The 25,455-nt window shown below is 47.0% G+C and carries 22 protein-coding genes and 1 pseudogene; 10 read left to right on the top strand and 13 right to left on the bottom strand.

Translation table 11 applies throughout. From position 1 onward, the window contains the following. Window positions 1-175 precede the first annotated feature (175 nt). The 4 genes from ACIDITHRIX25_RS94780 to ACIDITHRIX25_RS94765 all read left to right on the top strand — a co-directional run bounded on the left by ACIDITHRIX25_RS94780 (window position 176) and on the right by ACIDITHRIX25_RS94765 (window position 3,755). Window positions 176-1,780, top strand: a complete 1,605-nt coding sequence (locus tag ACIDITHRIX25_RS94780) for an FAD-dependent thymidylate synthase (protein ID WP_160291737.1) — start codon at window positions 176-178, stop codon at window positions 1,778-1,780. Between the two features lie 200 nt (window positions 1,781-1,980). Then, the gene (locus ACIDITHRIX25_RS94775; RefSeq protein ID WP_201733113.1) at window positions 1,981-2,505 is read left to right on the top strand and encodes a DUF4193 family protein; all 525 of its coding nucleotides are present in this window, start codon (window positions 1,981-1,983) and stop codon (window positions 2,503-2,505) included. A gap of 56 nt (window positions 2,506-2,561) precedes the next feature. After that, complete coding sequence (locus ACIDITHRIX25_RS94770; RefSeq protein ID WP_201733112.1) at window positions 2,562-3,248, top strand: hypothetical protein; 687 nt, start codon at window positions 2,562-2,564, stop codon at window positions 3,246-3,248. A gap of 48 nt (window positions 3,249-3,296) precedes the next feature. Next, window positions 3,297-3,755 (top strand): GNAT family N-acetyltransferase, encoded by a 459-nt coding sequence (locus ACIDITHRIX25_RS94765; RefSeq protein WP_201733111.1) that lies wholly within the window; start codon window positions 3,297-3,299, stop codon window positions 3,753-3,755. A gap of 22 nt (window positions 3,756-3,777) precedes the next feature. Here the strand turns inward: ACIDITHRIX25_RS94765 and ACIDITHRIX25_RS94760 are convergent, their stop codons facing one another. Continuing rightward, complete coding sequence (locus ACIDITHRIX25_RS94760; RefSeq protein WP_200891192.1) at window positions 3,778-4,566, bottom strand: crotonase/enoyl-CoA hydratase family protein; 789 nt, start codon at window positions 4,564-4,566, stop codon at window positions 3,778-3,780. Between the two features lie 277 nt (window positions 4,567-4,843). Then, complete coding sequence (locus tag ACIDITHRIX25_RS94755; protein WP_201733110.1) at window positions 4,844-6,412, bottom strand: hypothetical protein; 1,569 nt, start codon at window positions 6,410-6,412, stop codon at window positions 4,844-4,846. A gap of 195 nt (window positions 6,413-6,607) precedes the next feature. On the opposite strand from ACIDITHRIX25_RS94755, the gene ACIDITHRIX25_RS94750 reads away from it, so the two are divergent. Both ACIDITHRIX25_RS94750 and ACIDITHRIX25_RS94745 read left to right on the top strand, forming a co-directional pair. After that, the gene (locus ACIDITHRIX25_RS94750; RefSeq protein WP_160291736.1) at window positions 6,608-7,069 is read left to right on the top strand and encodes an aminoacyl-tRNA deacylase; all 462 of its coding nucleotides are present in this window, start codon (window positions 6,608-6,610) and stop codon (window positions 7,067-7,069) included. Between the two features lie 260 nt (window positions 7,070-7,329). After that, window positions 7,330-8,187 carry a deoxyribonuclease IV gene (locus tag ACIDITHRIX25_RS94745; protein WP_201733109.1) on the top strand — a complete coding sequence of 286 codons (858 nt, stop codon included), beginning with the start codon at window positions 7,330-7,332 and terminating at the stop codon, window positions 8,185-8,187. On the opposite strand, the gene ACIDITHRIX25_RS94740 is transcribed toward ACIDITHRIX25_RS94745, so the two are convergent. The 3 genes and pseudogenes from ACIDITHRIX25_RS94740 to ACIDITHRIX25_RS94730 all read right to left on the bottom strand — a co-directional run bounded on the left by ACIDITHRIX25_RS94740 (window position 8,184) and on the right by ACIDITHRIX25_RS94730 (window position 10,918). After that, window positions 8,184-8,966, bottom strand: a complete 783-nt coding sequence (locus ACIDITHRIX25_RS94740) for an acyl-ACP thioesterase domain-containing protein (protein WP_201733108.1) — start codon at window positions 8,964-8,966, stop codon at window positions 8,184-8,186. The genes ACIDITHRIX25_RS94745 and ACIDITHRIX25_RS94740 overlap by 4 nt on opposite strands. Window positions 8,967-9,477: 511 nt before the next feature. Next, window positions 9,478-10,092, bottom strand: a pseudogene (locus tag ACIDITHRIX25_RS94735) (IS1595 family transposase); the annotation flags it as partial. A 550-nt stretch (window positions 10,093-10,642) separates the two neighbouring features. After that, window positions 10,643-10,918, bottom strand: coding sequence for a hypothetical protein (locus tag ACIDITHRIX25_RS94730; RefSeq protein ID WP_152625873.1), 276 nt, complete (start codon window positions 10,916-10,918; stop codon window positions 10,643-10,645). A gap of 368 nt (window positions 10,919-11,286) precedes the next feature. Here ACIDITHRIX25_RS94730 and ACIDITHRIX25_RS94725 point away from each other — a divergent pair, with 368 nt between their 5' ends. Then, entirely contained in the window at window positions 11,287-11,445 is a 159-nt protein-coding gene (locus ACIDITHRIX25_RS94725) for a hypothetical protein (protein ID WP_201733107.1), read from the top strand. A gap of 598 nt (window positions 11,446-12,043) precedes the next feature. Here ACIDITHRIX25_RS94725 and ACIDITHRIX25_RS94720 read toward each other — a convergent pair. Then, window positions 12,044-13,672 carry a long-chain fatty acid--CoA ligase gene (locus ACIDITHRIX25_RS94720; RefSeq protein WP_201733106.1) on the bottom strand — a complete coding sequence of 543 codons (1,629 nt, stop codon included), beginning with the start codon at window positions 13,670-13,672 and terminating at the stop codon, window positions 12,044-12,046. A gap of 184 nt (window positions 13,673-13,856) precedes the next feature. Next, window positions 13,857-14,561, bottom strand: coding sequence for a gamma-glutamyl-gamma-aminobutyrate hydrolase family protein (locus tag ACIDITHRIX25_RS94715; RefSeq protein ID WP_152625872.1), 705 nt, complete (start codon window positions 14,559-14,561; stop codon window positions 13,857-13,859). Between the two features lie 276 nt (window positions 14,562-14,837). On the opposite strand from ACIDITHRIX25_RS94715, the gene ACIDITHRIX25_RS94710 reads away from it, so the two are divergent. Continuing rightward, window positions 14,838-16,223: a type I glutamate--ammonia ligase gene (locus ACIDITHRIX25_RS94710; protein ID WP_201733105.1), complete on the top strand. Its 1,386-nt coding sequence runs from the start codon at window positions 14,838-14,840 to the stop codon at window positions 16,221-16,223. A 616-nt stretch (window positions 16,224-16,839) separates the two neighbouring features. Here the strand turns inward: ACIDITHRIX25_RS94710 and ACIDITHRIX25_RS94705 are convergent. The 6 genes from ACIDITHRIX25_RS94705 to ACIDITHRIX25_RS94680 all read right to left on the bottom strand — a co-directional run bounded on the left by ACIDITHRIX25_RS94705 (window position 16,840) and on the right by ACIDITHRIX25_RS94680 (window position 24,126). Continuing rightward, on the bottom strand, window positions 16,840-17,844 hold the full coding sequence (locus ACIDITHRIX25_RS94705; protein ID WP_052604782.1) for an acetamidase/formamidase family protein: 1,005 nt from the start codon (window positions 17,842-17,844) through the stop codon (window positions 16,840-16,842). 25 nt (window positions 17,845-17,869) lie between these two features. Beyond that, complete coding sequence (locus ACIDITHRIX25_RS94700) at window positions 17,870-19,087, bottom strand: alpha-hydroxy acid oxidase (protein ID WP_160291733.1); 1,218 nt, start codon at window positions 19,085-19,087, stop codon at window positions 17,870-17,872. 73 nt (window positions 19,088-19,160) lie between these two features. Beyond that, window positions 19,161-19,922: an SDR family NAD(P)-dependent oxidoreductase gene (locus tag ACIDITHRIX25_RS94695; protein WP_052604780.1), complete on the bottom strand. Its 762-nt coding sequence runs from the start codon at window positions 19,920-19,922 to the stop codon at window positions 19,161-19,163. Between the two features lie 675 nt (window positions 19,923-20,597). Next, window positions 20,598-21,350 (bottom strand): GntR family transcriptional regulator, encoded by a 753-nt coding sequence (locus ACIDITHRIX25_RS94690; RefSeq protein ID WP_052604779.1) that lies wholly within the window; start codon window positions 21,348-21,350, stop codon window positions 20,598-20,600. A gap of 462 nt (window positions 21,351-21,812) precedes the next feature. After that, window positions 21,813-22,703 (bottom strand): amidohydrolase family protein, encoded by an 891-nt coding sequence (locus tag ACIDITHRIX25_RS94685; RefSeq protein ID WP_201733104.1) that lies wholly within the window; start codon window positions 22,701-22,703, stop codon window positions 21,813-21,815. 403 nt (window positions 22,704-23,106) lie between these two features. Continuing rightward, entirely contained in the window at window positions 23,107-24,126 is a 1,020-nt protein-coding gene (locus ACIDITHRIX25_RS94680; protein WP_052604777.1) for a PfkB family carbohydrate kinase, read from the bottom strand. A gap of 205 nt (window positions 24,127-24,331) precedes the next feature. Between ACIDITHRIX25_RS94680 and ACIDITHRIX25_RS94675 the strand changes: the two genes are divergently transcribed. Then, window positions 24,332-24,754 carry an SRPBCC family protein gene (locus ACIDITHRIX25_RS94675; protein ID WP_152625871.1) on the top strand — a complete coding sequence of 141 codons (423 nt, stop codon included), beginning with the start codon at window positions 24,332-24,334 and terminating at the stop codon, window positions 24,752-24,754. Window positions 24,755-24,901: 147 nt separating this feature from the next. After that, window positions 24,902-25,366 (top strand): MarR family winged helix-turn-helix transcriptional regulator, encoded by a 465-nt coding sequence (locus ACIDITHRIX25_RS94670; protein ID WP_052604816.1) that lies wholly within the window; start codon window positions 24,902-24,904, stop codon window positions 25,364-25,366. Window positions 25,367-25,455: the final 89 nt, after the last annotated feature.

The following is a 25,455-nucleotide window of genomic DNA, read 5'->3' as shown; positions in this document are numbered from 1 at the left end:
GCTTTTTTTGGCCAATTTGCCTTTTCGGCCCCAGCTAAAGAGTTATACCAATTGACGAATAGGGTTTGCCAAACACTGCCAGAGCGGATGAATTTTCCTTTGGGATCTTAAAATACCGCTATTGGATAGACATTATTGAAGCCATTTCCCTCAAGTGCTCCTAATGTATTGGGCAATGACCGAAGAATTTACTGAAATTGAAAAAGAGATCCTCAGCGGTTACTTTTCCAGTATCGAAGAGGACGTCTTTTCGATAACGAACCTCCCCGAAGTTACCAAGGCAGCTTTGTTTGCCAGATATTCTCGTTCTCCAAAGTCGATTCGCCGCCTGTTTTTGGATGAGTTTTATGATAATGAAATGGTTAGCGACCAATCCAGACAGGGGGTAGCTAGGGCCCAGGGCCTTTTTTCTCGAGTTTTGGCCGACTATGGGGATGATTCGGTGGCTCAACTTGGATCGATTCATTTTTCCTTTGAGAACATATCTAACATTGCCACTAAGGTGCTTGAGCGCCCCAGGTTGATGTCATATCTTGAACAATCGACTCGCTACATACCATACGACCTCCTCGATTCCAATGGGAAATTTCGCTACTACACCCCACCCGAGTTACAAGGCGACGACCCCTTGGCCTTTTCAAATGCCATGGATGAGCTTTTTGTGGAGTATGCCGCATTGTCCAAGGAGGTCATGGCTAGGTTGCTTCAAGATGGCGCAACCTCTAGTGAGGACTCGCCATTGCAAAGGGCTACACTAAGAGCTGCGGCACTGGATGCTACGCGAGGTCTTTTACCTGCTTCAACCAAGTCAAACGTTGGCGTCTACGGCTCTGCGCAGGCGTTTGAGGCGTTGACCCTTCACCTATTGGCGCATCCGCTAATGGAGATACAAAGACTTGGAGCGTCGCTTCAAAGACAGCTATATTCGCAGATTCCTTCTTTGGTCTCTCGACTTGATCGCAATGATCGGCGGGATCCGTGGGTAAAGTATCTTTCAGATACACGCCACATCTCCACCAGAAGGGAACTTAAAGGAGCGACCAACAGCGATCCTCTAGAAGATGATGATTGTTTGACGGGAGAGTTGGGATGTCGCGTCCGCCTTATCTCTTTTGACACAGACGGGGAGCGCCGAGTTGCCAGTGGAATACTCTTTGAGATGACTCAGTTGTCAGCCGCTCAAATAGATCGCTATCTCGATTCGATTACAGCAATAGAGCTAGACCACTTGTTTGAAGGGTACATAGGTGAACGATTGAACCGACGCCATCGCCCTTCGAGAGCCTTTGAGCGTAGTCGTTATCTATTTGAGATAGAGACCGATTACGGTGCCTTTCGCGACCTTCAGCGTCACCGGATGCTCAACATCTCCTGGCAAACCTTGACAATGGATCTTGGCAGCTATGCTTCTAGCCGACTCAAGACAAAAGAGAAGGTTAGGTACCAAAAGGCGCTTGAAGCGCCTTTGGAGCTACATGCCAGGATTGATGAAAGATATGGGAGTGACATAAGTGCGTATCTTGTGCCGATGGCATATCGAGTGCGCTTTCAAATTGAGGCAAATGCTCGCGAATTGATGCATTTGATTGAATTGCGATCCCAACCACAGGGACATGAGAGCTATAGAGAGGTTGCTCAACTTCTTTTTAAGGCAATTTCGAAAGTAGCGCGCCATCAACGAATATCATCATCTATGTTACATGTTGATTTGAGCGATGGTTCTTTGGGTCGTAGGGATTCGATAAAGCGTGAGATTGACAAGGCGGAAAGATCGATATAGTCACTAATCGACATAACAGGCATAATAACCGCTTCCAAGTTACTAGATTCTTTCGGGAACAAAATCTGTATTAATCTTGATCCACTATGCGAAGTATTTATATTTGCAAGCGATTCAGGCCGGTTTGGGTATTTTTTTGGTCATAGGGATGACGTTGATGATCTCTGTGACATTTTATAAAGTTATTGAAAGGACAATTTATGGCTCGGAAGAAGGCAGTCGAATTTGAAGAGCCCGACGATGATGCGGGTTTGAGCGACGATCTTGAATTAGATGACGAATTAGACGACGAATTTGACGAGGGACTAGACGATGTGGAGTTCGACGATGAAGAGATTCTCGACGATCCTGACGATTTGGAAGATCTAGAAGAGCTTGATGTCGATGAGTTGGAAGAGGAAGAACTCGAACCAGACGATATTTTGGTCGATGACGACGACGATGCTGACCTCCCGGATTCAGATGTAGATGATGAATCCGATGACGATGAAGAGATTGAAGAAGAGGTAGAGGCTAGTCTCGATGACATTCTAAAAGAACGTCTCGTGGTCGTTGATTCAGACGACGAGGACTATGACGACGATGATTCCGACGATAGATCAGATATCGCGCTCACGGTTTTACCGAGGCAACCCGACGAGTTTGTATGCCAAAGTTGTTTTTTGGTGAAGAAACTTACCCAGCTAGCTGATAAGGAACATACTTATTGCCGCGACTGTGTGTAAGATTTTGTAATGATTATTGGTGGTTTTCTACCAAGAAATAAGGAATTGATGTCACGGTGCAAGAAGAAGATATTGCTAAGGTTCTCGACTACCTCGTATATGCCCCAGTTGGAATAATAACATCAGTGGCGGAATCATTGCCAAAGGCCGTTGAAAATGGTCGCTCTATCGTAGAGTCGCGTACTATGGTAGCCAAATTCATGGGAAAGATGGCCGTCGACTATACGGGCAATAAGGTAAAGACCCAAGTTGAAGATATCCGACGTTCTGTGACGGATGGAATTACTTCGGTGCTGCCTGAACCTTGGGGCGATCTAGCGAGGTTCATACTGGGTAATGATTCCACTCCGGGTGGTTCATCGTCGACTTCTAACGATGGTGGTTTTTATTCAGATGTTCCTTCTTCTGAGCCTGATAGAACAACGACAGTCGAGGCGGAGGCCAGCGAGAAGACAACGGTTTTGGCGGATTTGACAGAATCAGATGAGAGTGGTGCTGGTGACCTAGATGCTAAGTCACGACCTTTAGCATCGGTAAATGATGTCAATGTTGCTGACGTCTCCAATGGCGAGATCGATGTCATAATTCCTAACTATCAGACTTTATCGGCGAATCAAATAGTCGCAAGATTTGACCTGCTGAGCCCTTCTGAGCTGGATCTGGTGGTTCGTTTTGAGACAGAACATCGAGGGCGAAAGACCATAGTAGCTAGGGCTCAAAAGCTGCTAGGAGAACAGCCGTAACGAAAACGGATTTTGCAGTCGTCAGCTAATTTGTTGTCGCAAGGAGTTTTGGTCATAGGAAAAAGCCTTTCGGTCGAGCCATTTTCACCAAGAGAGCGGGATTTTGGCCTCACTTGTATTAGTGCTCTGGTCCATGAGGTTTCGAAATATCGCGGTGGTCAAGAACTGGCAAGGCAAGCTTTTGATCGATTTTACCCTTCGTTTTTTCCAGATTTGAGTAGATCTGACGATCGGAAGCTTCTGATTGGACGATGTGGGATTGATTTAGTTGGGTTTGCTTCGTTGATTATTGATGGTCAAAGTGGAGAGTTTATAGTCTTTGTCGATAGCAAGTTCCGCAACCAAGGTTATGGATCCAAACTTCTCAATGAGATCGTTGCAGTGGCATTGGGTTGCGGAACTTTATCGATTCACAGCTTTGTCTCTCCCGGAGCTCGTTCCTCTAAGAGTGCTTTAGAACGAGCTGGGTTCAAAGCGGATGGCCTGAGGATGACACGAGAGGCATAAATTATCTGAGCCTAAAGTGGACTTATGAGCCAGTCCATTTGGGTTCTCTCTTTTCAATGAACGCTCTGGGCCCTTCTCGAAAGTCATTTGTCTGTGATAGGGTGCTCATAGCCATGGCGCTCAATGAAAATAGCTCATCTTCAGACAGGCTTAGAGCTCTCTTTGCGATATGGAGCGACTCTCTAACCGCAAGTGGGGCATTTGTTGCAATTCGCTTGGCTAAGGCAGTGGCATCTATAAGCAGTTGGTCGTCTTCGGTGATCACATTGACCATTCCGTGCAGGTGAGCGTCGATTGCAGAGATGGGATCCCCTGTGAGTATCATCTCTAATGCTAGGTTTCTAGGTAGGACCTTTGGCAATCTAAAAAGTCCCCCAGCTGCCGCTGCTAGGGATCGCTTTACCTCTGGTACCCCAAATTTGGCTGATTTTGTGGCAACTATTAGATCGGCGCTTAGTGCGATCTCGCATCCTCCCGCTAGGGCAGAGCCGTGCACAGCCGCTATGAGAGGCTTTTTTCGATCCCGACGGACGATGCCGGCGAATCCGCCACGAGATGTTGCTAGAGCACTAGCATTGCCGCTCGCAATCTCTTTGAGGTCGGCCCCAGCCGAGAAGTTGGTTCCATTGCCATAGAGAATTGCCACCCATGCATCTTCGTTGGCTTCGTAGTTGTCTATCGCAGCCTCTATTCCTTGGGCAACTGCTCCGTTTATGGCGTTTCGAGCTTCTGGTCTATTTATTGCAATTGCCATAATGTGTTCGTCAAGCATCATTTGCTCGACAGCCGTTGATGATGTACCGGTCGCCATTTATTCTCACATTCTTAGTCAGTGATCTTCGATATGATCAACAACTCGATCCTATCTTTTTTGCCCTTTATACTTTGGCCAAATCTCAGTTGTGCGACTTTGTTTGTGATTTTTCGCCAGATTGACACTGTTTCCCTGATTGTTAGGGCGCGGGCGACGTACTCCGTCGTTCAGTGTCGTATCTCCGTGGTTCGGGATCTTTGAAATAAAAAAGTACCCCCATCCTAACTTTCGTTTGAACGGGGGTACTTTTGCTTGTTCTAGTCAGACTTGTAAGTTACTCAACTGGAGCTTGCGCTTCAACTGGAGCTTGCGCTTCAACTGGAGCTTGCGCTTCAACTGGAGCTTGCGCTTCAACTGGAGCTTGCGCTTCAACTGGAGCTTGCGCTTCAACTGGAGCTTGCGCTTCAACTGGAGCTTGCGCTTCAACTGGAGCTTGCGCTTCAACTGGAGCTTGCGCTTCAACTGGAGCTTGCGCTTCAACTGGAGCTTGCGCTTCAACTGGAGCTTGCGCTTCAACTGGGTCTCCAATTTTGCGTCGGGGACGTGGAGGCGGAGGCATCTTTATTCCAAGGAGTTCAGCTAGGTGAGGTATGCGGCCACTCATCTGCTGTGCGAGGGCCTGTAGTTCAACTGGTGAGTTTTCCGGAAGGCCACTTGGAACAACGAGCTTTCTAATCGGCGACGTCTCAAGGGCGCTTAGCATGGCGCTCCAGTGGTCCGGTGATGAAGCCGGGCTCAAGGTCTGGCTTGCGGCCTCAGAGAGGCGGTTTAGGAGTTCCTCTGGCAATTTAGAGTTAACGTCAGGGGCTCTTGTTGAGGCACGTACAGCCTTGATGCTCTTGTTCTCTGTAAGTGCTTCTTCTATTTGGGCTACCCATTCTGACTCAAGCTTTTCAGTTCGAGCTTTAAGTAGTACCTTTAGTCGACCGAGCAATTCGACGAGCTCTTCGGCTTTAGCCACTCGTTCGCCGAATGAAACTACTGTCTTGATATCGCGAATGGAGATATTGTCGGCGATTGCTAGAGCGGCTTCAGCACGATCTCGCCAAGATGCTCGCTCATATGCAGGTAGAAGCGATTCTGCGATTGCGAGAATTGGATCCGATGGCATAGGAGGCTTAGACTCTTTGGCAAGCTCTTGGTTTTGGGTTGCTATAGCTGTTCTAACAGCAGGTAATCCGCCGGCCATTAGCTGTTCTGCAATTGACTTTTGCTCCTCAGGCACCTCTGCAAGGAAAGCGTTTCTGTGGTGACTCTGGGGAGTCAATCGCGCAAAGCGAACTGGGGCCGGTCGATTGTTCGGGGTCCTAGGTGATTCGTTGCGCTTGCGATTCGCGCCATCGCCACGTGGTTGCCGACTTCCTGTCTTTTGGGCATCATCTGCGCCCTCTGTGGCAGGACGACGGTCGTCGTTGGAACGTGGTTTGAATTCTCGCTTTTCTCGCGGCTTAGAGTCCGCGCCATCACGACGTTCTCGCCTCTCGCCTCTAGGTTTAGCTTCGCCCGTACTAGCTCCACCTTCTTCTTTTCGGCCGCGGGGCTTATCCTTAGAGCGAGATTGTTTTGCTCGCTCGATCGTGGTGAAGGTGCTAATGGGCTTGGGCACGATCTCGATAATATTATTACGTGATTCCTCGCGCTTTTGGGGCGCATGCACGGACTCAACGTATATACCATCGATTTCGAAATTTACTTCAGCCTTTACGACATCGCCAACTTTGGCTCCTTCGTAAAGTAATGACCCTGAAAGTACTCCCTTAGGCTCTTTAGCCCCGGCTTTTCTCCAGGTCCAGGTTTCATCTGGCCTCTTACTGGTTAGCTCTAGTTCCAATCGGGACGACATTGTCTTTAACGTACTCCAGTTTTATTAATCTGCTAGGCAGGTCGCAAAGTGCCGTGCCGTAGTGAACTTTGGTGTTTTAGGTTTTTAACGCCTTAGAGTAGCATAAAGCAAATTAGCGGTAATAGGTGCATTTGATGGATTGTGCTTGTAATGAGTACTCTAGGAATTAACTATTTTCATCTACTAAGGCTCAAGATGTCGCAACCAGATCAAGTTAATTTTGATATAGCCAAGCATAACTTGGAGGTAGTGGACTTTAGCGATTCGACGGCAACTTCCTTGGATGCGTCGCGAGCCCTAGGCGTTGAGATCGGTGCAATCGGCAAGTCGATTGTATTTGTCTCTGATTCGTCAACAGTTGTTGTGTTGATATCTGCGATCAAAAGAGTATCACGCGATAAGGTTCGACTCGTTCATGGCGACTTGAAACTTAGGATTGGTAGTCCAGCTCTAGTCCACCAGAGGACCAATTACTCCGTGGGCGCTGTTAGCCCATTGTCGCTTCCCGATGAGGTCACATTATTCGTTGATAGCGCCTTAGAGGACTTTGATGTTGTTTGGGTTAGTGCAGGTACGCCAACTAGCGTGGTGGCTCTAAATCGAAGTGTGCGAATGGAGCTTTTCGGACCAGCTAGGTACGAATTAGCCGAAGACTGATTTGCACAATTGATTTGCACAATACCCCTGAGGTAGCCCAGAGATAGCTAAATCAGGCAGAGTTGGTTCACGATAGTGGCCTCGAACCTTCACCGATAGTTGGCTTCCTTGTCGCAAGTTCGAGTTAACCTTCCTTGGCTCAGTTGCTTGGCTCACTTAGCTCATTTTTTTAGCACCTGATTTGAAAGTGACTATATATCTCTTTAGTTGGTAGCTGTTTATAGAGATTTTGGTTAGGTTGTTAACTTCGGAGGAACGACATGACAAGGCTGATAGGTGGACACGTATCTGGTGCTGGCGGCGTAGCCAAGGCCATTACACGTGGTGAGGAGATAGGCGCTGGTGTAATTCAAATCTTTTCGAATTCACCTCGGGGCTGGAAGGCCCAGCGGATCTCTTTAAATGGGTTTAGTGATGTTGCTGTGGCGATGGCGGCAACATCAGGAGTCGTATCTAAGATCGTCAGCCACGCGAGTTATCTGATCAATCTAGCATCACCTGACCCCGAACTCTATTTGAAGTCCAAAGCACTGCTGAAAGAGACTGTCAACTATTGCGATGAGATAGGCGTCGAGAGTGTCGTGCTTCATGTGGGTAGCCATAAGGGCGCCGGCTTTGACAGTGCTTTGAACCAGATCGTTGACGCCATTGATCAAGCACTCGAGGGAACCAAGCGAGTGCGATTACTTCTTGAAAATAGTGCTGGAGCCGGTGACTCAGTTGGATCGAGCCTAAGCGAGCTCGCACTATTGGTGTCGACCTCGCAGAGCGTACGTGTTGGGCTGTGCGTCGATACCCAACACCTCTTTGCGAGCGGTTGTGACTATACCGTATCCCAAGAGATGGAGCGTTTTAGCTCGTCGCTTGCGGAGAAGTTCAAAAAAGATGTAATTGGAGCGGTACATCTCAATGACTCCAAGTCAACATGTGGTTCCAACCTCGACCGTCATGAGAATTTGGGCGATGGACACATCGGTTTGGTCGCTTTGGGTCAATTCGTAAATAGCGAGTGGTTTCGAAATGTGGATTTGATCCTAGAGACGCCTGGTGCTGGCGATGGTCCCAGAAGATCTGACGTCGATTTGGTGCAAAGCATGGTTCAAGCAGAACAGAATTAGTTCTGAGCCAACCAGATTGAACATTCACTTTTTTGATTACAGACGAAGTCGATTTGAGCGACCTCACTTTCCAGGTCGTTGATAGCGATCGATAGAGGTCGTCCTATTTCAATTCCTGCACGATACTCTCCAACTACGGTGAAGTGTTGACGGTCATTTTTCGGTGGGTCGTATCGGTTGATTAGTTCTTCAGCGGCTTCGAAATAGGTCGAATTGTTTATGTGTCCCAGCAGGTCATAGTCGGTGAAGCGTGGTGTCCAATCGAGTTTCTTGCCTGTCGTGTGAGGATCAAGTGCTAATCGGTGAGTAACCTGCCTGTCAAATGCTGACGGACCAAAGATGGCTAGGAAGGAGTCTGAAGTGCTCTTTGGGGTGCGGGTTATCGGGTCGGTCTGAATCCAAAGAGAAGATATCTCCACGACTGGTTTTTCTTCAACTTGAATAGTTGTTCTTCTTTGAGCCCATGCTCTTCCTACTCCGGCACAGAATGTGCTGACATTGATTAGGTCCTGGTAGCGAGCGTCACCTAAGAACTCTATTGCGGTTCGACGGACAACCCAAATACCCTCTTGGGAGAGGCCAGAGTCGATTAGATCGCTAGCAGCGATATCCTGGGCTATGCGGACCGCAGAATCAATGCGAAGGCGCCCCATTGTGTCACAATCGCCAAGTCCTAAGCGCCGCTGCGACGTGAAGACCCGACCGGATTTGGGGATCTCAATCAGGGTTAATGGCGATTTACTTATGTTTGTTTCTAGTTGAGCTATTCGGTGATTCATTGCATGGATAACTTAGTTCGATACCCGATCAAATGGTGTCTATGGTGTTTCTAAAGCTATTTTAGAAGTTCGACTTATCCGCATAGGGTTTGACTGCTGAGCGATTTCTTGCATCAAAGCGACCATCGAGAATTGCCAAGGAGAAGGAGCCCATATCAAGTATTACGAACGGTCATAAAGGCAAATTAGAACGAGCAAGGTTCTTCGAATTGGTTAAAGCATCAATGTTGCAGGTGTACGATCTAATGAGAGCCTAAATGTTCATGATTTGCATTTGATCGCTTGGCTTCCTTCAATTTGAGCCCGATCTTTGCATTATGTATCTTAACATTATGAGTAGCATGAGTCTAACGTGGCGTCAGAGATCGTTCTTCGTCGGAGTCTTTTCTCAAAAAGTGATTCCGAACCACTTTTATGTTGGCAGTTCTCAGGTATCTTGGCCCCAAGGGCGGACAGCCATGCTAGGCCGTCACCGGGGAGGAGATTTTGTGTGCATTTTACGGGGCTGTAATCACTGATCTCGCCTGGCTGTATTCGTATACGTACTTATAAACTTTCGCAAGCAAGAGCCATTCCGGAGTAGCGGATGTGGCGACGCAAACACACATGTATTGAGAAGTCGCTCGACCAATGACATTCCAAACCTCCTTCGGTTAAATCGGTAAACGAATTCCTCGAGGTAAAGTTGCTTACGTTCCTCACGTCCGTGATAGGTTCCGTCGATAAATTTTTTGCAGTTTCCAATCAGGGTATTGAACCATTTAAATGTTGCATGTGCCTGTTCGTCTTTGGATAAAGTAACCGAATTTGGTAATCCAAGCTCTCGAGCACATGCCCCATAACTTGGATTACCGTCGCTTATCGGCTTCGTGTCAGAATCTAAACGCTTTACAAAAACATCTTTGAATGATTTGGCGGTGGTGTCTTTGATTACTTCCATAAAGCAATGGATCGGAGCTCCATTGCTAAGCGATACGCCAATTAGGACATTCGTTTGTGTCGTTCCTTTTGCTCTTTAGCCTTCGCCATGGCTCTCACCACCCAAAAAGAACTCATCTACCTGGACGTTTCCTCCAAGTTTGTATAAACCATTACGATCAGCCATTGCTTTTCGTAGCTTATTTAGCCTGAATCCACAGAAATGGACCAGCTTGAGCCCTTCGGTGTGAATCCAAGTCGGTTTTTCGGAACTGATTTAGGTTTGACGGAGGGTCTATGGCTTAAATCTGGTTTCAGAGTGCCAAATATGAGCTATTCCCTTTGTGGTTGAGCCTGTTTGGTTATTTTTGAGATTGTGAAATCTCATTTTGGCCATAGTGACCTAATCCCTTGTCTTCTAGAGCAGTTCCTTCAAGTAATATTCAGTGTGTTAGGTAACCAGATGTTCAGGTGATGGCGATCTCAAACTTTCTGATCCGATCAAGAGCCTCTAAGAACTTATTCATATAGTGCCAGTGTTCTTCAAGATGGAGTATTACTTTTCTAGCTGAACGAGTGATATGTCCTGCGATCTGAAAGTAACACCGTCGAAGCTTTGGTGTGGTGATAACAGTTTCTGTAATAGCACGTATTCGTGCAGTGAATCGTGCCAGGTTGTGTTCAATTGCACCAACCCATCTTTCCTAAAATCAACCTATTCTCCCAGCTAGTTGAGTATGTGGTCTTACGTTGGGACACTACAAATGCGTCGCAATCGTCTTTATCCGTTTAAGGGGATCACTAACTCCTAAGAGACGGTAGATCTCTTTGTGAACCGGCTCAGAAACACCACTGGTGCGGATGTGATAGACAACGCCTTTATCTGATGCAAGAACTATGGTGGCTCGGTGGTGACTAGTGAGTTGATCTTTTCGGGTGCAATTGGTCAAATACACCCACATTCGGTAACCGCTCGTTCCTCGTAGCGGGATTGCGCAATTGTTATGGTGGTTCAGACTTAGGGAGCTTGGCATTCATATGGTTATTCACCATAACTACGCAAAGTTTATCCCTTTGAGGTCACGCAGGAAAACTTGCGACCCTATGAGAGATAGTTAAAGTTAGACGCTTGATTGGAATGTTGCTCGAAATCCCATCGCAGCAGTTTAAGAGTTCCCCAAAAGCCTCAGAATGGTTTTAGTATCTCCGATTATTTATCTCACCAAGGTGAACGGGGAAGTCTAACTATGATTTCTTGACGATATTTGCGCATAAACGAAATATAGATAGATCAAGTTGGATAGGGCGTTCCAAGGCGAGTATTTGCTTTAAGAAGATTTTCTAGAAACAGAAATTCCATCGAGGCCGAAATTTCGCTAGGTTGCTCGTAGCCGGTTAGTTCGTGCACGATTTGATCTCTCGTTGTGCTCTTGGAACCCCAGATGGTAAGGGCTACTGGTTAGTCGCAAGCGACGGTGGAGTCTTCAGCTTTGGTGATGCAGCCTTCTATGGCTCAACAGGTGCAATGAAGCTAAACAAGCCAATAGTAGATATGGCCTAGCAAAACTTCCCACCCGAAGTACTATCAAATGGGGCCAAAGGCGGAGACAACTCCGCTTTTGGCCCTTGAAACTATTGGATCATGTTTTATTTTGCAACTTGGCGCGGAAGATGCCTTGTGGCATAATTATTGGGTATTTCCTGGTAAATACTTTGTCATTGATATCCAAGGTGGGCATCGAGTGGCAGGATTAATTTAGGGTTTCTCTGTAGTTTTCATCAAAACTGTCCTCAATTGGGGATATGGCTGTGACGAAGGCGTCATAGCTTCTTTCTATCTTTGTCTTTTGGTGAGTGGTTTGGCAAAAGTATAAGTGGTTGAGCTCATCAGGTATAAAGTTCGCATATGCTAAGTCACTGAACTTTTACGAGTTCATTCGCGACGGTGGTAACCACCCAAGTCACGGCATATCTCATCTAGAAAGATCTCTAGAAAGATCGCGCTTAGCAGTCTAAAGATCGCTAGCGCGAGTATGATGTCGATGATCTGGCAATAGTGTGCACACATGTAATCCCTCGAATCCCACAGGGACACTAGGAAACTCCTGTTGTTTTAGTAGAGATAATTGCTTCGAAATCGACTCTAATTGTTTGTACCCTTAGTTCTTGTTGTAGCTGCCGGGTTCGTCTTGGCTCGTGAATTTAGCCCTTAGTGTTTTTTTATCGAATTTTCCGACGCTGGTTCGAGGAACCTGATCGATGAATTCGACCTTGTCGGGGAGTTGCCATTTTGCAAATCCTTGAGTTTCAAGATGAGCTTTTATTGATTCAATGTCAATAGTTGCATCTTTGTCCAGAACGACACATGCGAGGGGTCTCTCTTGCCACTTATCATCGGGCATAGCAATCACAGCTGCTTCGACAACTCCTGGCATTGCCATTAGGGCGCCTTCTAGATCGACGGAGGAGATCCATTCGCCGCCCGATTTGATTAGGTCTTTAGTGCGATCGGCTATGACGAAATAGCCATCTGGAGATCCAATTGCTACGTCGCCTGTCTTGAACCATCCATCCTCTGTGAAGGAGTCGGCGCCACGTTCGTGTAGATATGCGCTGATTACCCAAGGTCCGCGTACGTAGAGATTTCCCATTGACGTCCCGTCCCAGTCAACTTGGCTCCATTCGTCATCTCTAAGGGCTACGTCAATTCCTGGTGCTGGAATCCCAGCTTGGCCTCCAACCCGCTCTAGAAGTTCATCTGCGCCAAGGTGGCGCATGGAGTGCTTTGGCCTGGCGACTGTCGCTAATGGTGAGGTTTCGGTCATACCCCAAGCTTGGACGATTGGGATGTTAAAGTTGTCTCTATATCTAGCAATGAGTGCTTTCGGCGGTTGCGATCCACCACAAACTATCTCTCTGAGGCTTAGTTTTAGTTCGCCTCTCGATCGTAATTCTTCTTCTAGACCTATCCATACAGTAGGAACACCTGCAGCAAGTGTTACCTCCTCGTTTATCAGAAGATCCACAAATGAACTGGGGTGTAGATGAGGATAAGCAAATGCAATCTTTGCGCCTGTGGCAATTGCCGCATGAACCATTCCCCATGCTGATGCGTGAAACATCGGCACTACAGGAAGGATGCAATCTGAGATTCCAAAACACATGCCAGCGGGCGATGCTGTATTTAATGCATGGAGAAAGGTGGAGCGGTGCGTGTAAAGCGCTCCCTTGGGCCGTCCAGTCGTGCCTGATGTGTAGCATAGGCCAGCCGCCTGTCGTTCTGGAATAGGTTTTTCGTCGTACTCATCGAGTGCGTTCGAGAGTAGTTCTTCGTATGACTCAAGGCCCTCAATTGAGCTTTGAGGAATTACGTCGTCCATCACGATGATCTTTTTTACGGTGGGAATTTGTTCTGCAATGGCTTCTAGAACTGGGACGAGATCTGGTGTCGTGAAGATGGCTTCGTCTTTTGCGTCGTTGATTATGAAGATTAGGTCCTCTGAAGATAGCCGAGCATTTAAAGTATGAAGTATGCGACCAGTGCATGGAATTGCGAAATAGCACTCTAGATGGCGATAGTTGTTCCAACTTAAAGTGGCGACCTTTGCGTTTTCTGTAAGACCAAGGCCGTCTAAGACGTTCATCAGCTTTTTGCTTCTCTTTGTGAAGTCACCAAAGCTATAGCGGTGGGTCGTCGTTGGAGAAGTTTGCGTGACGATCTCAACGTCACTAAAGTGCGTGTCTGCATGGGCGAGAAGGCGCCATGTATTTAGATCGACGTCCATCATTGACATATTGTTTCCCCCTGAAAATTTATTCTTATCCCCTATAAAGTTAGCCTAAATCTATCGACATTTTTGGTTTGAATGGTTATCGATATATTTAGATGGGAGAAATTTATCGACAGGGCTTGTTCTGTCGATCTGGAGGTTGAAATGTGGAGGTATCCATCTTTGTTGAGGGATCTAAGGTTTAGGAAACAACCCATTCGAAACCAGCTAGATGTCTATCGTCCCTCTGGAATAGCCGCTCTGGATGCCATTGAATTCCCATCAGATTGTTGCCTTCGATGGCCTCAATGACGCCGTCGGGACTATAGGCGACAGGATGAACATCTTTACCGACGTCTTTTACCGCTTGATGGTGAAGTGTGTTTACCATTTCGGCACCTTTCATCTGTGATCCAAGTTCGCTATTACTTTCGAATCGAATGGCATGGGCTAGGTCGTATTCTTGTTTTGGCTTGGAGTGGTCATGAAAGCCAGCACTGACCAGATCTTGATAAAGCGAACCGCCCAGGAAGACATTCAATATTTGCATCCCACGACAGATCGCGAGTATTTTCTTGGATGACGAAAGAGCTGCTTCTATCATCGCCATCTCAAAGCGATCTCTTTGTGGATCAATGGTTTCTAGTTTGGGATGAGGGTCTTGGCCATATAACGCGGGATCGACATCCCAACCACCCGAAATTATCAGTCCATCCAATTGGTCCATTGTGGAGCGGGCGTACTCCGAGAGCGTTATTTCAGATTCGGGGGATTCCAAAAGATTGGTTGGCGCCGCCGAAACGAGAATTGAAAGCGCATTGAGTTTGCTCAAAGCATCGCTGTAGCCAACATGTATCCCGTACCTATGGTCATTTTGCCTGCCAAAGGTTATGCCTATTCTCTTCAACTCTTCCCCTTGATCTACGGTCGCCACAGTCCTAAATTGACTAGTACGGGTTATCGATTTCGTCAATCTTATAAGCACGAGTCGGTGATTTGGCCGCGGAGAGTGCGTTGGTTTCTTTTTGTATTTTATGAACCAAAGAGCAACATCGTGTAAGATCCTTTGTCGTCATAGCAGGGAGATCTCGAGATAGCGGATCAAAGGCGATACTATTGCCTAAGGTGTAGATGGTATTTGGATTGAATATCGAGTTCGAATTCAGCCTAAGAAAGGATTGAAGTGAACGATCTTCTCCACGATCTGAGACAAAAAAATTCATCGTTAGTAAATGGGGTCCATCGCAATCTAGAAAAGAGCGATGTCCGAGCTATTGCTATTTCGTTTATCGATAACTCTGGCATTGCAAGAGCCAAGGCGATTCCTTTTCAACGTCTAGATACGGTTCTGTCTAAAGGTTTATTGATCTCACCCGTTTTGGACACCCATATGGTAAATGACGTCCCTGCTCCCAATGCATATTCAAAAGAACACGAAATTCTTCTCTTCCCAGACATTGAATCCCTATCCTTGGTAGAGGGCGATCCGGGATGGGCCTGGGTAGCTGGGTCGCGATTCAACTTTGACGGTTCGGCCTATGAACTCTGTCATCGAAACATTGCTGGCCGACTACAAGGTGAACTTTCCAAAATTGGCCTTGTAGCACGCATTAGTTTTGAAGTCGAATGGTCTGTTGAACCGATTACTTCCAAGGCCTCGAAAGAGGGAAAAGATACTCCAAACGTTCTGGAGGGTTCCTCTTTTGGGTTGGCTCGTTTGGTGGACGTTGGCGCGTATTGTCTTGAGATCTTAGAAGACTTGGAAGCAGCCGGCGTTGGAGTAAACGAGATCTTTCCTGGTTTTGCTTCTGGCCAGTTTAAGGTTTCAACGGATTCGTACGATATCGTTCGAGCTGGCGATGTGGCAAGTTTGGTTCGTCACGTCATTCGAATTGCCTCTCGGCACCATGACTTGAGAGCATCCTTCTCGCCGACAGTCAGTATTGATGGTCCTTATAATTGTGGTCAGGTTAGATTTGTCTTTCAAAGCTCTGGGAAGAATCTATTTGGAGCCGGTAGCGAATTCGCAGGACTAACACCAGAGGGCGAGGCAATTTTTCGTGAATTGATCTCGGAATTGAATGCGCTTGTCGCGATTGGTGCACCGAGTTATGGCTCATATTTGAGATTCGCCAAAGAGCAACGATCTAAGTCAAAGAGAGTGGCTGGTCTCATTAATCCGAGTTCTTCAATCTCTTTGGTTCCTGCGAATGAGATCTCTGGGGAGGTTGGCGCCTTTGGGCGTATCGGAGTCTTTGATCAAAGTGCTTCGCCATACCTAGTGGGCGCTTCAATGGCTGCAGTTGCGACAGCGGCCATTGAAAAGTTGCGTTCGATCGGTAGCGATACAAGTGGGACGTTAGTTGACTTAGGGGAATTTGAGGATTCACCGTCTTTTCCAACCTCTGTCGATCAAGCAGTTGAGGCATTAAAAGGGAGTCAAGTTTTGATGGACGCCTTTGGACAGGTATTCATCGAAACATTTGCTTCGTTGCGAGTTGCAGAGTCAAATTACCTACAGGGCATTGGTGACCTAGATGCGACCGCTGCAGTCAGATATCGTTACTAGTCATATCAAGACTAGGATCTCGATATGGGATCTATCGCAATAGTGGATGCGATGGTTTTTGCCAACTTATGCGTGATCGGAGATTCCATGTAAGTTGGTTTTATACGGGCGAATCCTTCCCAATCCTATCTTTTGGATCCAGGCACTAAGATCCAAAAGATAGAGGACGCTACTTGGAGCGCTATGATTGATCTGGGTTATTTGGCGTCTTTGGCTCAATCTTACTTTGAGCTTCCGGCCTCTATTGGCGCTTAAGCGACCCTCAAGCGACACTCAAGCGACCCAGTGTTGTCGATATTGTCATCTGTGGCACGTGGCGCGTTGGAGTGAGATCGTCAGAACCCAGGTGCGTTATTTGTGGCGGTGGCCGGGTTCTGGTGTTTCAATCCTCACGCGGTTCCTTCGAGTGATCTTGCGCGAGCTGGCAGATATGGGATCTAGGGTTTTTCACCTTAGCGGCGCATTGGGGATTGACTTTTAGGTTCTGAGTTTTGGTCTAGATTATGTTTTGGTCCAGATTAGGCGAAGGGAAGGACGGAAGTGCTACCATCGCAGTGTTTTTGGCGATTGAGGTACGGACCATATTTATTGCGGGTTAGAGATCAATCGCCGGTGATCAAATCCCAAGCTTTGAGGCAATTGCTCTCAGTTCGTTGTGAATATCATTGTAGATGGATACCCTTGGAAGAAGGTTTTTAGCGACTTTGACTACAACGCTATAGTTTGCATCTACCACATTGGCAATTGGCGCCTTTGAGATCTGCGATAGCAGTTGGTAGGCGTCCATATGGTGCAGCTCGAATAGTTCTTGAAACCAATGAACCATCTCTACTTGTGCAATTCGCCAAGAGTCTTCCATTGGCCTCGATGACCCCACTACCATTAGCTGGTCGTCGCTTTCGATTCTTGGCCAAAGGGGTGCATTACCTTTGATCAGCTCTACTATCAAAGTGGTGGTCATGGCTCCTTCAACTGCGGTTCCGCATGCTTCGCCCTCTCCTTGGCGGTAGTGGCCGTCTCCAAGTGAAAAGAGCGCTCCCTCTACATTTACCCCTAAAAAGCAAGTAACCCCTGGTCTCATCTCAGGTGTATCCATGTTCCCGCCAAAGCGCTCCGGGACAAGGGAAGTTCTTACTTCGGAAGCGCCGGGAGCAACTCCAACGGTTCCCAGCATCGGCTCGATAGGAAGGTCAACTTTAAATTCACTAAAGCGAGCATCATATTCAAGCGTATTCTTTGACCGATTGATATGGTATATCCATGTGGTATCTTCGAGGGGATCCTGAAGGGTTGCGGTTCGATCTGTTGAAGTGAGGCCGCCAAAAAATGGCATTACCGCAGAGACCCCCCAGTCGCGTGCTGGCTTCATTGAGATGAAATGAAGCACCAAGGTATCGCCGGGCTCTGCGCCTTCCACGTAGAAAGGACCTGTTTGAGGGTTGACATAGCGCAGATCTACCTTTTGACTGGAGAGATCTGCTGGTGTTTGAAGGGCATAGTTGAAAGCGTCTTCCGACCAGAGTTCCATGATCGTTCCTGGACGGACCTTAAATAGCGGCTTTGCTCCCCCGAAGGTATAGTTGAATTGCTCTCGTTCTGGTCTAAATTCTATTTTTTCCATCTGCCTGTCAGCCTTTGTAGTTCCCTTATCGACCCTCTCGAGGTCTGATTTTGACGTTTTTCTCTGAAAGTTGATCGATAGATGTAACACCCATCAATCCCATTTGGGTGCGGACCTCCTTGGAGAGGATTTCAAGTGCTCTTGCAACGCCATCTTGTCCACCTGCCATGAGTCCATAGAGATAAGCGCGACCAATAAATACGGCATTTGCACCTAGGGCAATGGCGGCTATGATATCTGCTCCAGTGGTGACTCCGCCATCAATATAGATTTCGTATTCAGCAGGTAACCCAGCACGAATCTTCGGGAGTACCTCCAGTGGTATTGGTGCCATCTCTAGCTGGCGTCCTCCGTGATTGGAGATCCAGATGGCATCGACCCCAAGGTCTACTAAGGTGAGGGCATCCTCGGTTGTAGTTACCCCTTTTGCGATTATCTTTCCTTGCCAATGCTCTCTGAGCCAATGAATATCCTTGGCTGTAATCGCGGGATCAAAGACTTGCCCAACTAGGTCAGCTACAGAGCCCGAAGTGGATTTGAGGTTTGCAAATTCAATAGGGGGTGAAGCCAAAAGATTGAACCACCATCTCGGATGCATTGAAATATCTATCAATGAAGATAGAGAGAGCGTCGGTGGAATTGTAAAACCATTTCTAACGTCGCGATTTCTAAGTCCAGCAATTGGCGTATCTAAGGTCAATGCGACACTGTCATATCCCTCTCTTGCTGCCCGCTCGAGCAGTTCAATGTTGAATAATCTATCCTTCCAAAGGTAAAGTTGAAAGATCTTGCGCGTGGAAGGCGCAGCTTTAGCTAGCTCTTCGATCGAGGTTGTTCCCAGCGTTGACAAGGCATAATGAAGGCCTGAATCCTTAATACCTCGGGCGACGCCCACCTCTCCACTATGGTGCATCAGCCGGGTGAATCCAGTTGGAGCTAGCGCGAAGGGCATTGGACTCTTCACCCCTAAAATTGAGGTAGAGGTATCTATCTTAGAGATGTCGACTAGTAGGCGGGGAGTGAACTCGGCCCTTAGGTAATAGTCTTTTTGACGCCTTAGCGCCTCCTCGGTTCCCGCAGCACCATCGACGTAATCAAAGACGCCCTTAGGGACTCTACGTCGCGCAAGCTCTCGCATGTCGGCGATATCGGCCACGCGGGTCAATCTTGATCTTTCTAGATTGAAGAAGTCGTCGGAGAAGTTCAAATAATTTCCAACATTTCTTAGCCGCGGTCTTTTCATGATTGCTCTCATTGGATCAAGTAGCTAATTATCAAGGGGTTTTTCAATTAAACTGCTCGCTTTGTTTCTACGGCTAGAACTGAATTCCTCGGGTTAGCGCCCCATCGACGACGAGGTTGGTACCAGAGATTCTGCTCGCTGCGGGGCTTGATAAAAATATTACAGCATTGGCGCTCTCTTGCGGTGTTCCCATTCTTCCCGTTGGATTTAGCGCCATCGCCATATCGAAGAGTTGCGGATTTCCATTTTCAATATTTTCCCACACTCCACCCGGAAAGTAAGTATTACCAGGTGAAACCGTATTTGCACGGATATTTTTGTCAGCATAGGTGAAGGCTAGGTGGGCTGAATAGGCGATAATTGCAGATTTGACAGTTCCGTATGGCCCACCTGCAAAGTCGGCTTCGCGCCCCGACACGCTTGAGATATTCACTATCGATCCTTCGCCACGAGCAATTAGATGGGGTAGCGAGGCCTTGCAGATTCTAACTGTACCCATTAGATCGACCTCTAGTGAGAGCTTCCAATTTTCTTCGCTGTCAGGTATGGCAAGTGCACTGACGTTATTAATTACGATATCGAGGCCGCCAAGTTCCGATGCGCTGGCTTCCACCCAATCAGCAACACCTTGTGCATTTCCTATGTCAAGCGTTGTCCCCATCGCTCGAACGCCAAGTGAATTTAAGAGTGTTTGAGTTTCAGCCACTTCTGAGGGGTTACGGGCGCAGAATGCCACGTTGGCACCCTCCTTTGCAAATCCCACAGCAATAGCACGACCAATTCCTTTGGTTCCTCCTGAAATAAGCGCAACTTTGCCTTTGAGGCCAAGGTCCATTTTTTATCACTCCGAATTTAAAATCTTAATTCTCTTCATCGTTTTGGATATCTTCGATGATCTCAATTGCTAACGCCTTCGACGCTTAGGATCCTCTTGTATCCCTAATGCATCTATGAATTATCACAGATGATACCCTACCACACAAGGACGAGTGGTATATTTCTCCCGAATTATTTAAATGACCATGAGTTTTTTGGACTGGGCGAAACGATGAGGTGGTTTCATTGGGTTTTTTGGACCGTCGCTTGGCACTTGCTCTTAGGAGTTTCTGTTTGGTACTTTGCCCTTTTAGATGGAACGATTTGGTAAACAATGGTAGATGGTGGACCTCGTAAATGACTTTTTGGAAGACACCTTGCATCTATGCCTTGCTATTTTGCATTGTGATCTTTAGTATCGAATGATCTTGGGACTTTTATTTTCGAATGGACAAATCGTTAGTTGGTTGATCCAATATGTGGACGTTGGACAATTTTGGACCTATAGGAATGTTGCTTTAATTTCGTGACATAACGCTTTAATTCGAGAGTTGTTTCCCCTCCCTCGATTGCAGAGTATTCTGCAGGGACAGGTGCGAAGGGGCTGAATAAAGGATTGATTTAATTTTTCTTTGTGTCACCCTTGTCTTTTGATTATCGTGTAGTTACTTCCAAGTCATATTTCTCGAGGATGTCAACTATAGAACGTTTGGCTCAATTGCGTTGAATTGGAGGTTTTGGCGGAGTCGAACGAGGAGACGAACCAATATCGGTCTCCTCGAACGATCGTGTCGCGTACTTCGAGTTGAGCCGCGCCGAAATATGTGACTCTTCGGATTGAGAGAGCGGCACTCGGTGATTTACAACCGAGTAGTTCTGATTCTGATGGTGGTAGGACGATTGGCGAGAATCTTTCTTCGCCACTGGTGGGCGAGATGTGACAACGCAGTTCAAGTTCGTCGTAAAGGAATGTGTGCTCAAAGGCTACATTTAGGAGAGGCTTTGCATAACTCATTGGTATGTGCACCTTGTCATGAGCCACTTCTAAGGCGCCCGCATATCTAAGACGTTCTAGGTAGAAGAAGTTGTCGTCGGTCAATTGGAACTGACACGCTAAAGCTTCGTCGATGACGCTACCCTGAAAAAGAACTTTAGAGTTCTGCTGATATCCGCACCGCTCTAATTCGCGAAAGAGCGAATAGATCGAGCCGAGACGCTGTTCAAAGCGAGAGTGTGACAGAATGGTTCCTCGCCCGCGATGGCGAACCACGAGGCCATCTTGTTCCAAGTGACGCACGGCTTCACGAACGGTTTGACGTGAGACTTGATAGTGCTCGATCATCTCCTTGTCCGTTGGAAATCTTTCAGTGAATTCGCCAGAAGATATTCTTCTGCGTAAGTCTTCTAGGAGCTGTGACCAAAGTGGCAGCGGACTTTTGCGATTCAAACCGTACTCCTGTTTTGTAGGGATTATTCTAAGGCAAATTTGTCATAAGATTAGCAGATCGATGCTTTGGATTGACCCTAAGGAAGACGATTGTTACCGTTTTATAAGTTGTGGCTGTGCGCTTCAAATTTGGTAATATCTATGCGGAATGTATCTTTTTTAGTCGGGAATCGTTTCCTAGAGTTCTCGCTAAGCTAGGCCCCACATCTTGTATCATCGCTTGGGTTTAAGTGGAATCTGCCATTCAAAATGCGATTGACCCACTTGAAACATAACCTTTTGGTCGAGATAATTTTTGAGGTATGGGAACCTAGCGCTGATCCGGATCCATGTTAGAGTGATGAACCTTAATTTGTTTTTGAGCAATTTTAGATATCGCAAAGCAAGTTGAGATCACGGTTTGGGTCCGTTTGTACGATGAGATCTGTCGGTGCGATCTATTGGTCTCTGGTTGGTTTTACTTTAGGCGCCGACGTGAAAGAGACGTTTGGCGTTTTCATAGAGGATGGCCCGCAACCATTCATCGCCAAGACCTAAGTTGGCTAGTGATGAAAGTTGGAGGGCATATTGATATGGGATATTGGGGAAGTCACTGCCCAAGAGAATTTTATCTTGGAGTTTTTGCAAGATGGGTAATAAGGAGATAGGAAATGGAGACTGTTCCTGGGTGAAGGGGGTAAAGGCCATGGTGGTATCGAGATAAATGTTAGGGTATCGCTGGGCGAGTTCGATGAATTGAAGATAGTCAGGCATTCCCATATGCGCGATTATCAGATACAGTTCGGGAAATCTTTCCAAGACAGATGAGATGGGGTCAACTCCTGTAAATCTTCCTGATGTTGGTCCTGAGCCTGCATGTATCACGATGGGTATCTGTGATTTTTCTAAGATCGACCATACCTCGTTTAGATTTGGGTCCCTAGGATCGTAGTTTCCCACCTGGACATGGGATTTAAAGACCCTGGCTCCTTCTTGGATTGCAGAAGTTACATATTGAGGTGCGGATTCTTCTGGGTAGAAGGTGGCTGAATGGATGACCGACTTCTGTGATTTGGCAAAGTCTGCGCTCCATTGATTTAGCCACTGTGCCATATCGGCCTTGTGGGGGTAGTTCAATGCGCTATGTGCAATTACTCCGATTTTATCTAGAAACGAAAGACGTTCTGACTGGCTGATTTTGTACTGTATGGGCCAGTGTCGACCAATTAAAGGGCCGGCATCTTCGAAGTATTGCCAAACCTTCGCCATCACATTGTCTGGCATGAAGTGGATATGGATGTCGATTATTCCTGGTAATGAAAGGGACTTGACAAAGTCGTTGATCTCGTGGTCTTGAAGTGTAATTTGGGCCAACTTTGATCTCCTATTGATCGATACTTGCTACCTTCGGAATCGTTAAATTGCGATCGATGGTAAATTGCGACAGCAAAACTTTCCTATGATCCTAACTTAGCGCCCTGATGGGAACTTTTCAGAGAAATACCAATACAGCGATTTGTGCGATTGAAGATTGGGGTTGGTGATTAGGGTTCGTTGGACCCAAAGCGTTCTGGTAATTGACCCAGATGGGACCTACTCGGGGATGCTTGTTTTTGAGAACTCTCGATCGTCGATTGAAATTGCAATAATTGGGTGATTTATGAGGGCGGCTCACCTTCGTCTTCCAGCACCTCTAGGGCTGGTAAAAATCACTATACCGATTAGATCGTGAGAGCTTAAATGGCGTTAACTTTTATAAGTTCACATTCCTTCGAAACTACAGATCGGACCAGCCTTCTATGGAGGATACCTCAGGGGCCCACGGGGGTTCGGCTCCTTGCTTGGTGCAGTTTAGAGCAGCTATTAGAGCAGCGGCTTTAGCGGCTTTAGTGACTTGGCCTATGTCGTTGATTTCATTTCGGCTTAGTTTGGACTTTAACCACCAGGCAATGAATCCTCCGACAAATGCGTCTCCAGCACCTACGGTGTCAGCGATCCTAACAATAGGTATCTCTACGAATGCGGTTTGATCCCCAATGTAGATCTCTATAGGTGCCCCACCACGGGTTACGAGGATACATCGTGGCCCTTGAGCAAGAAGCGATTTAGCGGCATTTGCAATCTCTAGCCCGGGGAATAGGTAATCCAGATCTTCATCACTGACTTTTATGACATCACAGCGTTTGTATAGTCTTGTGAGTCTTGCGATATATAGATCCTTGTCGGCGATTGCAGTGGGCCTGCAATTTGGATCTATGACGACAAGGGTATCTTCCGCAGCGCTGGATAAAATTACCTCTGCTACAGAAGCCATGGGTTCTACTACTAGTCCTAAAGTACCGGCATAAATTGCGCCGATAGGCCTTTTGCATTGATCCATGAATGCGCTAACTTCGTCCGTGTTGATTTGAAAAGCGGAGGTTCTATCTAGATGGAAGCCATAAGTTGTCTTACCTTGGTCTTGGTTTACCACCGCTAGGGGAGTGGGTAGTTGAATTTCATCGGGTAGCCCAAGGATTACTCCGTCTTTTTGGAGTCCGACTCGAATCTTGCGCCCGAAGACGTCCCAGGAAAGTCGACTAAAGAGATATGAGTGGCCCTTTAATCTAGAGATCGTTCTAGCGACGTTTAGCGGTCCACCGCCAGGAATTGCCCTAATAGCGCTATCTTCGCTTACAAAGAGGTCTACGAGGTTTTCTCCCAAGATTACAGCAGCCGGTTTGGATTCTAAGGTTTGGTCGTCTCTCGCATTGCCGGTCGAATCTTCGATGGCTATCTCGTTTTGGCTTTGGGGCATATCTCACCTGTCACGCGTGACTTTCATCTTGCTTAAATCATGATAGAAGCGAATTGGAGATTTGCATAAGAGATTTGATTACCCATTGGAGAGTTGGGTAACTTCCATATCCGGATTTGTAACCTAGCACCTTGAGGGCTGAATCGTGGAGCGAGGTCTTGGATCCAAGGGACGAAAATATAATAAGCGCGTATACTATATATTTATGGAAAAAGTGATTGCTGTAGCTCGAGCGTCCTCAAAGGTAGCTCCATCGACTTTCTACGATCGCTGGCTGGACCTTGGGAGTTGGAGTGATTGGGATTTAGATGTCGAGTGGGCCACTCTTGTGGGACCTATGATTCAAGGTGGCGTTGGAGAGATGAAGCCAAAAAGGGGACCGAAGGTTTCTATCAAAATTGAGTCATTGGAGTTAGGTAGCTCTTTTGTCAATAGCTCACGGTTGGTCGGTGCCAAATTGATATTTGGTCATTTTCTCTTGGCCCGCGAAGATGGTGGAAGCGACATCGAGGTAGCGGTTTCACTTTCAGGGCCAATGACCTGGATGTGGCGACGTATTTTGGCTCCAGGTATTCGCTCAAATACCAAAGCCAGTTTAGATCGCCTGGTAGAGATGGTTGAAAATTAGGTTTTAGAACTTCGCAGTGATTATAAGGGCCGCTTTGGTTGCCGGATCGCAAGAGCTATTTAACCTTCAGTGGCCACCAAGATTACTTTAGCTATGCCATTGTTAGATTTTGACTATGCTTATTTCGATTTGGGAAGGATTCAAGATATGGCGATAGCTCCTCGGCAAAACTTAGATAGTGAATTCGATACGCCACAGGCGAGTCCTGGCTTTTTACTTTGGTATACCACGAATCGTTGGCAGGCATCTCAAAGGGCTGCACTTCGACCATTTGGATTGACCCATGTTCAATTTGTGGCTCTAGCTTCATTGGTTTGGCTTAAGAACAAGCGGGTAATCAACCAACGAGATTTAGCAAGCTTTGCATCTATCGATCCGATGATGACCTCTCAGGTCTTGAGGAGCCTTGAGGCAAAGAATCTAATTGTTCGAAGTCAGGACCCACTCGACAAGAGAGCGTGGCTTCTTTCGGCTACCGAAGCTGGAACTGAACTGGCGAATCAGGCCATAGTTGCCGTAGAGCGATGTGACGAGGAATTTTTTAGTCGACTCATCGATGTAGAAGCTTTTGTGGAGCAATTAAAGGCTTTGTCGGCGATTGAAGAGGCATAGCTCATAAAGTGTTTTGGTCTTCCTTGGGCCAACCTTTAAATCGTGAATTTCTATTTCGATTGTTGCTACGGTCTAACCGATTAAGAGAT

The organism is Acidithrix sp. C25, from assembly GCF_904848545.2.
The sequence above is the reverse complement of the archived record's forward strand: the minus strand, read 5'-3'. Positions and strand labels throughout refer to the sequence as shown.

Excerpts from the sequence above, each read along its gene's own strand:
- ACIDITHRIX25_RS94740 (WP_201733108.1), bottom strand. The coding sequence starts at position 8,966 with ATGAATCACCGAATAGCTCAACTAGAAACAAACATAAGTAAATCGCCA.
- ACIDITHRIX25_RS94675 (WP_152625871.1), top strand. The coding sequence starts at position 24,332 with ATGGAAAAAGTGATTGCTGTAGCTCGAGCGTCCTCAAAGGTAGCTCCA.
- ACIDITHRIX25_RS94680 (WP_052604777.1), bottom strand. The coding sequence starts at position 24,126 with ATGCCCCAAAGCCAAAACGAGATAGCCATCGAAGATTCGACCGGCAAT.
- ACIDITHRIX25_RS94695 (WP_052604780.1), bottom strand. The coding sequence starts at position 19,922 with ATGGACCTTGGCCTCAAAGGCAAAGTTGCGCTTATTTCAGGAGGAACC.
- ACIDITHRIX25_RS94720 (WP_201733106.1), bottom strand. The coding sequence starts at position 13,672 with ATGATGGACGTCGATCTAAATACATGGCGCCTTCTCGCCCATGCAGAC.
- ACIDITHRIX25_RS94700 (WP_160291733.1), bottom strand. The coding sequence starts at position 19,087 with ATGAAAAGACCGCGGCTAAGAAATGTTGGAAATTATTTGAACTTCTCC.
- ACIDITHRIX25_RS94760 (WP_200891192.1), bottom strand. The coding sequence starts at position 4,566 with ATGGCGACCGGTACATCATCAACGGCTGTCGAGCAAATGATGCTTGAC.
- ACIDITHRIX25_RS94775 (WP_201733113.1), top strand. The coding sequence starts at position 1,981 with ATGGCTCGGAAGAAGGCAGTCGAATTTGAAGAGCCCGACGATGATGCG.
- ACIDITHRIX25_RS94730 (WP_152625873.1), bottom strand. The coding sequence starts at position 10,918 with ATGCCAAGCTCCCTAAGTCTGAACCACCATAACAATTGCGCAATCCCG.
- ACIDITHRIX25_RS94780 (WP_160291737.1), top strand. The coding sequence starts at position 176 with ATGACCGAAGAATTTACTGAAATTGAAAAAGAGATCCTCAGCGGTTAC.
- ACIDITHRIX25_RS94705 (WP_052604782.1), bottom strand. The coding sequence starts at position 17,844 with ATGGAAAAAATAGAATTTAGACCAGAACGAGAGCAATTCAACTATACC.
- ACIDITHRIX25_RS94745 (WP_201733109.1), top strand. The coding sequence starts at position 7,330 with ATGACAAGGCTGATAGGTGGACACGTATCTGGTGCTGGCGGCGTAGCC.
- ACIDITHRIX25_RS94755 (WP_201733110.1), bottom strand. The coding sequence starts at position 6,412 with ATGTCGTCCCGATTGGAACTAGAGCTAACCAGTAAGAGGCCAGATGAA.
- ACIDITHRIX25_RS94750 (WP_160291736.1), top strand. The coding sequence starts at position 6,608 with ATGTCGCAACCAGATCAAGTTAATTTTGATATAGCCAAGCATAACTTG.
- ACIDITHRIX25_RS94670 (WP_052604816.1), top strand. The coding sequence starts at position 24,902 with ATGGCGATAGCTCCTCGGCAAAACTTAGATAGTGAATTCGATACGCCA.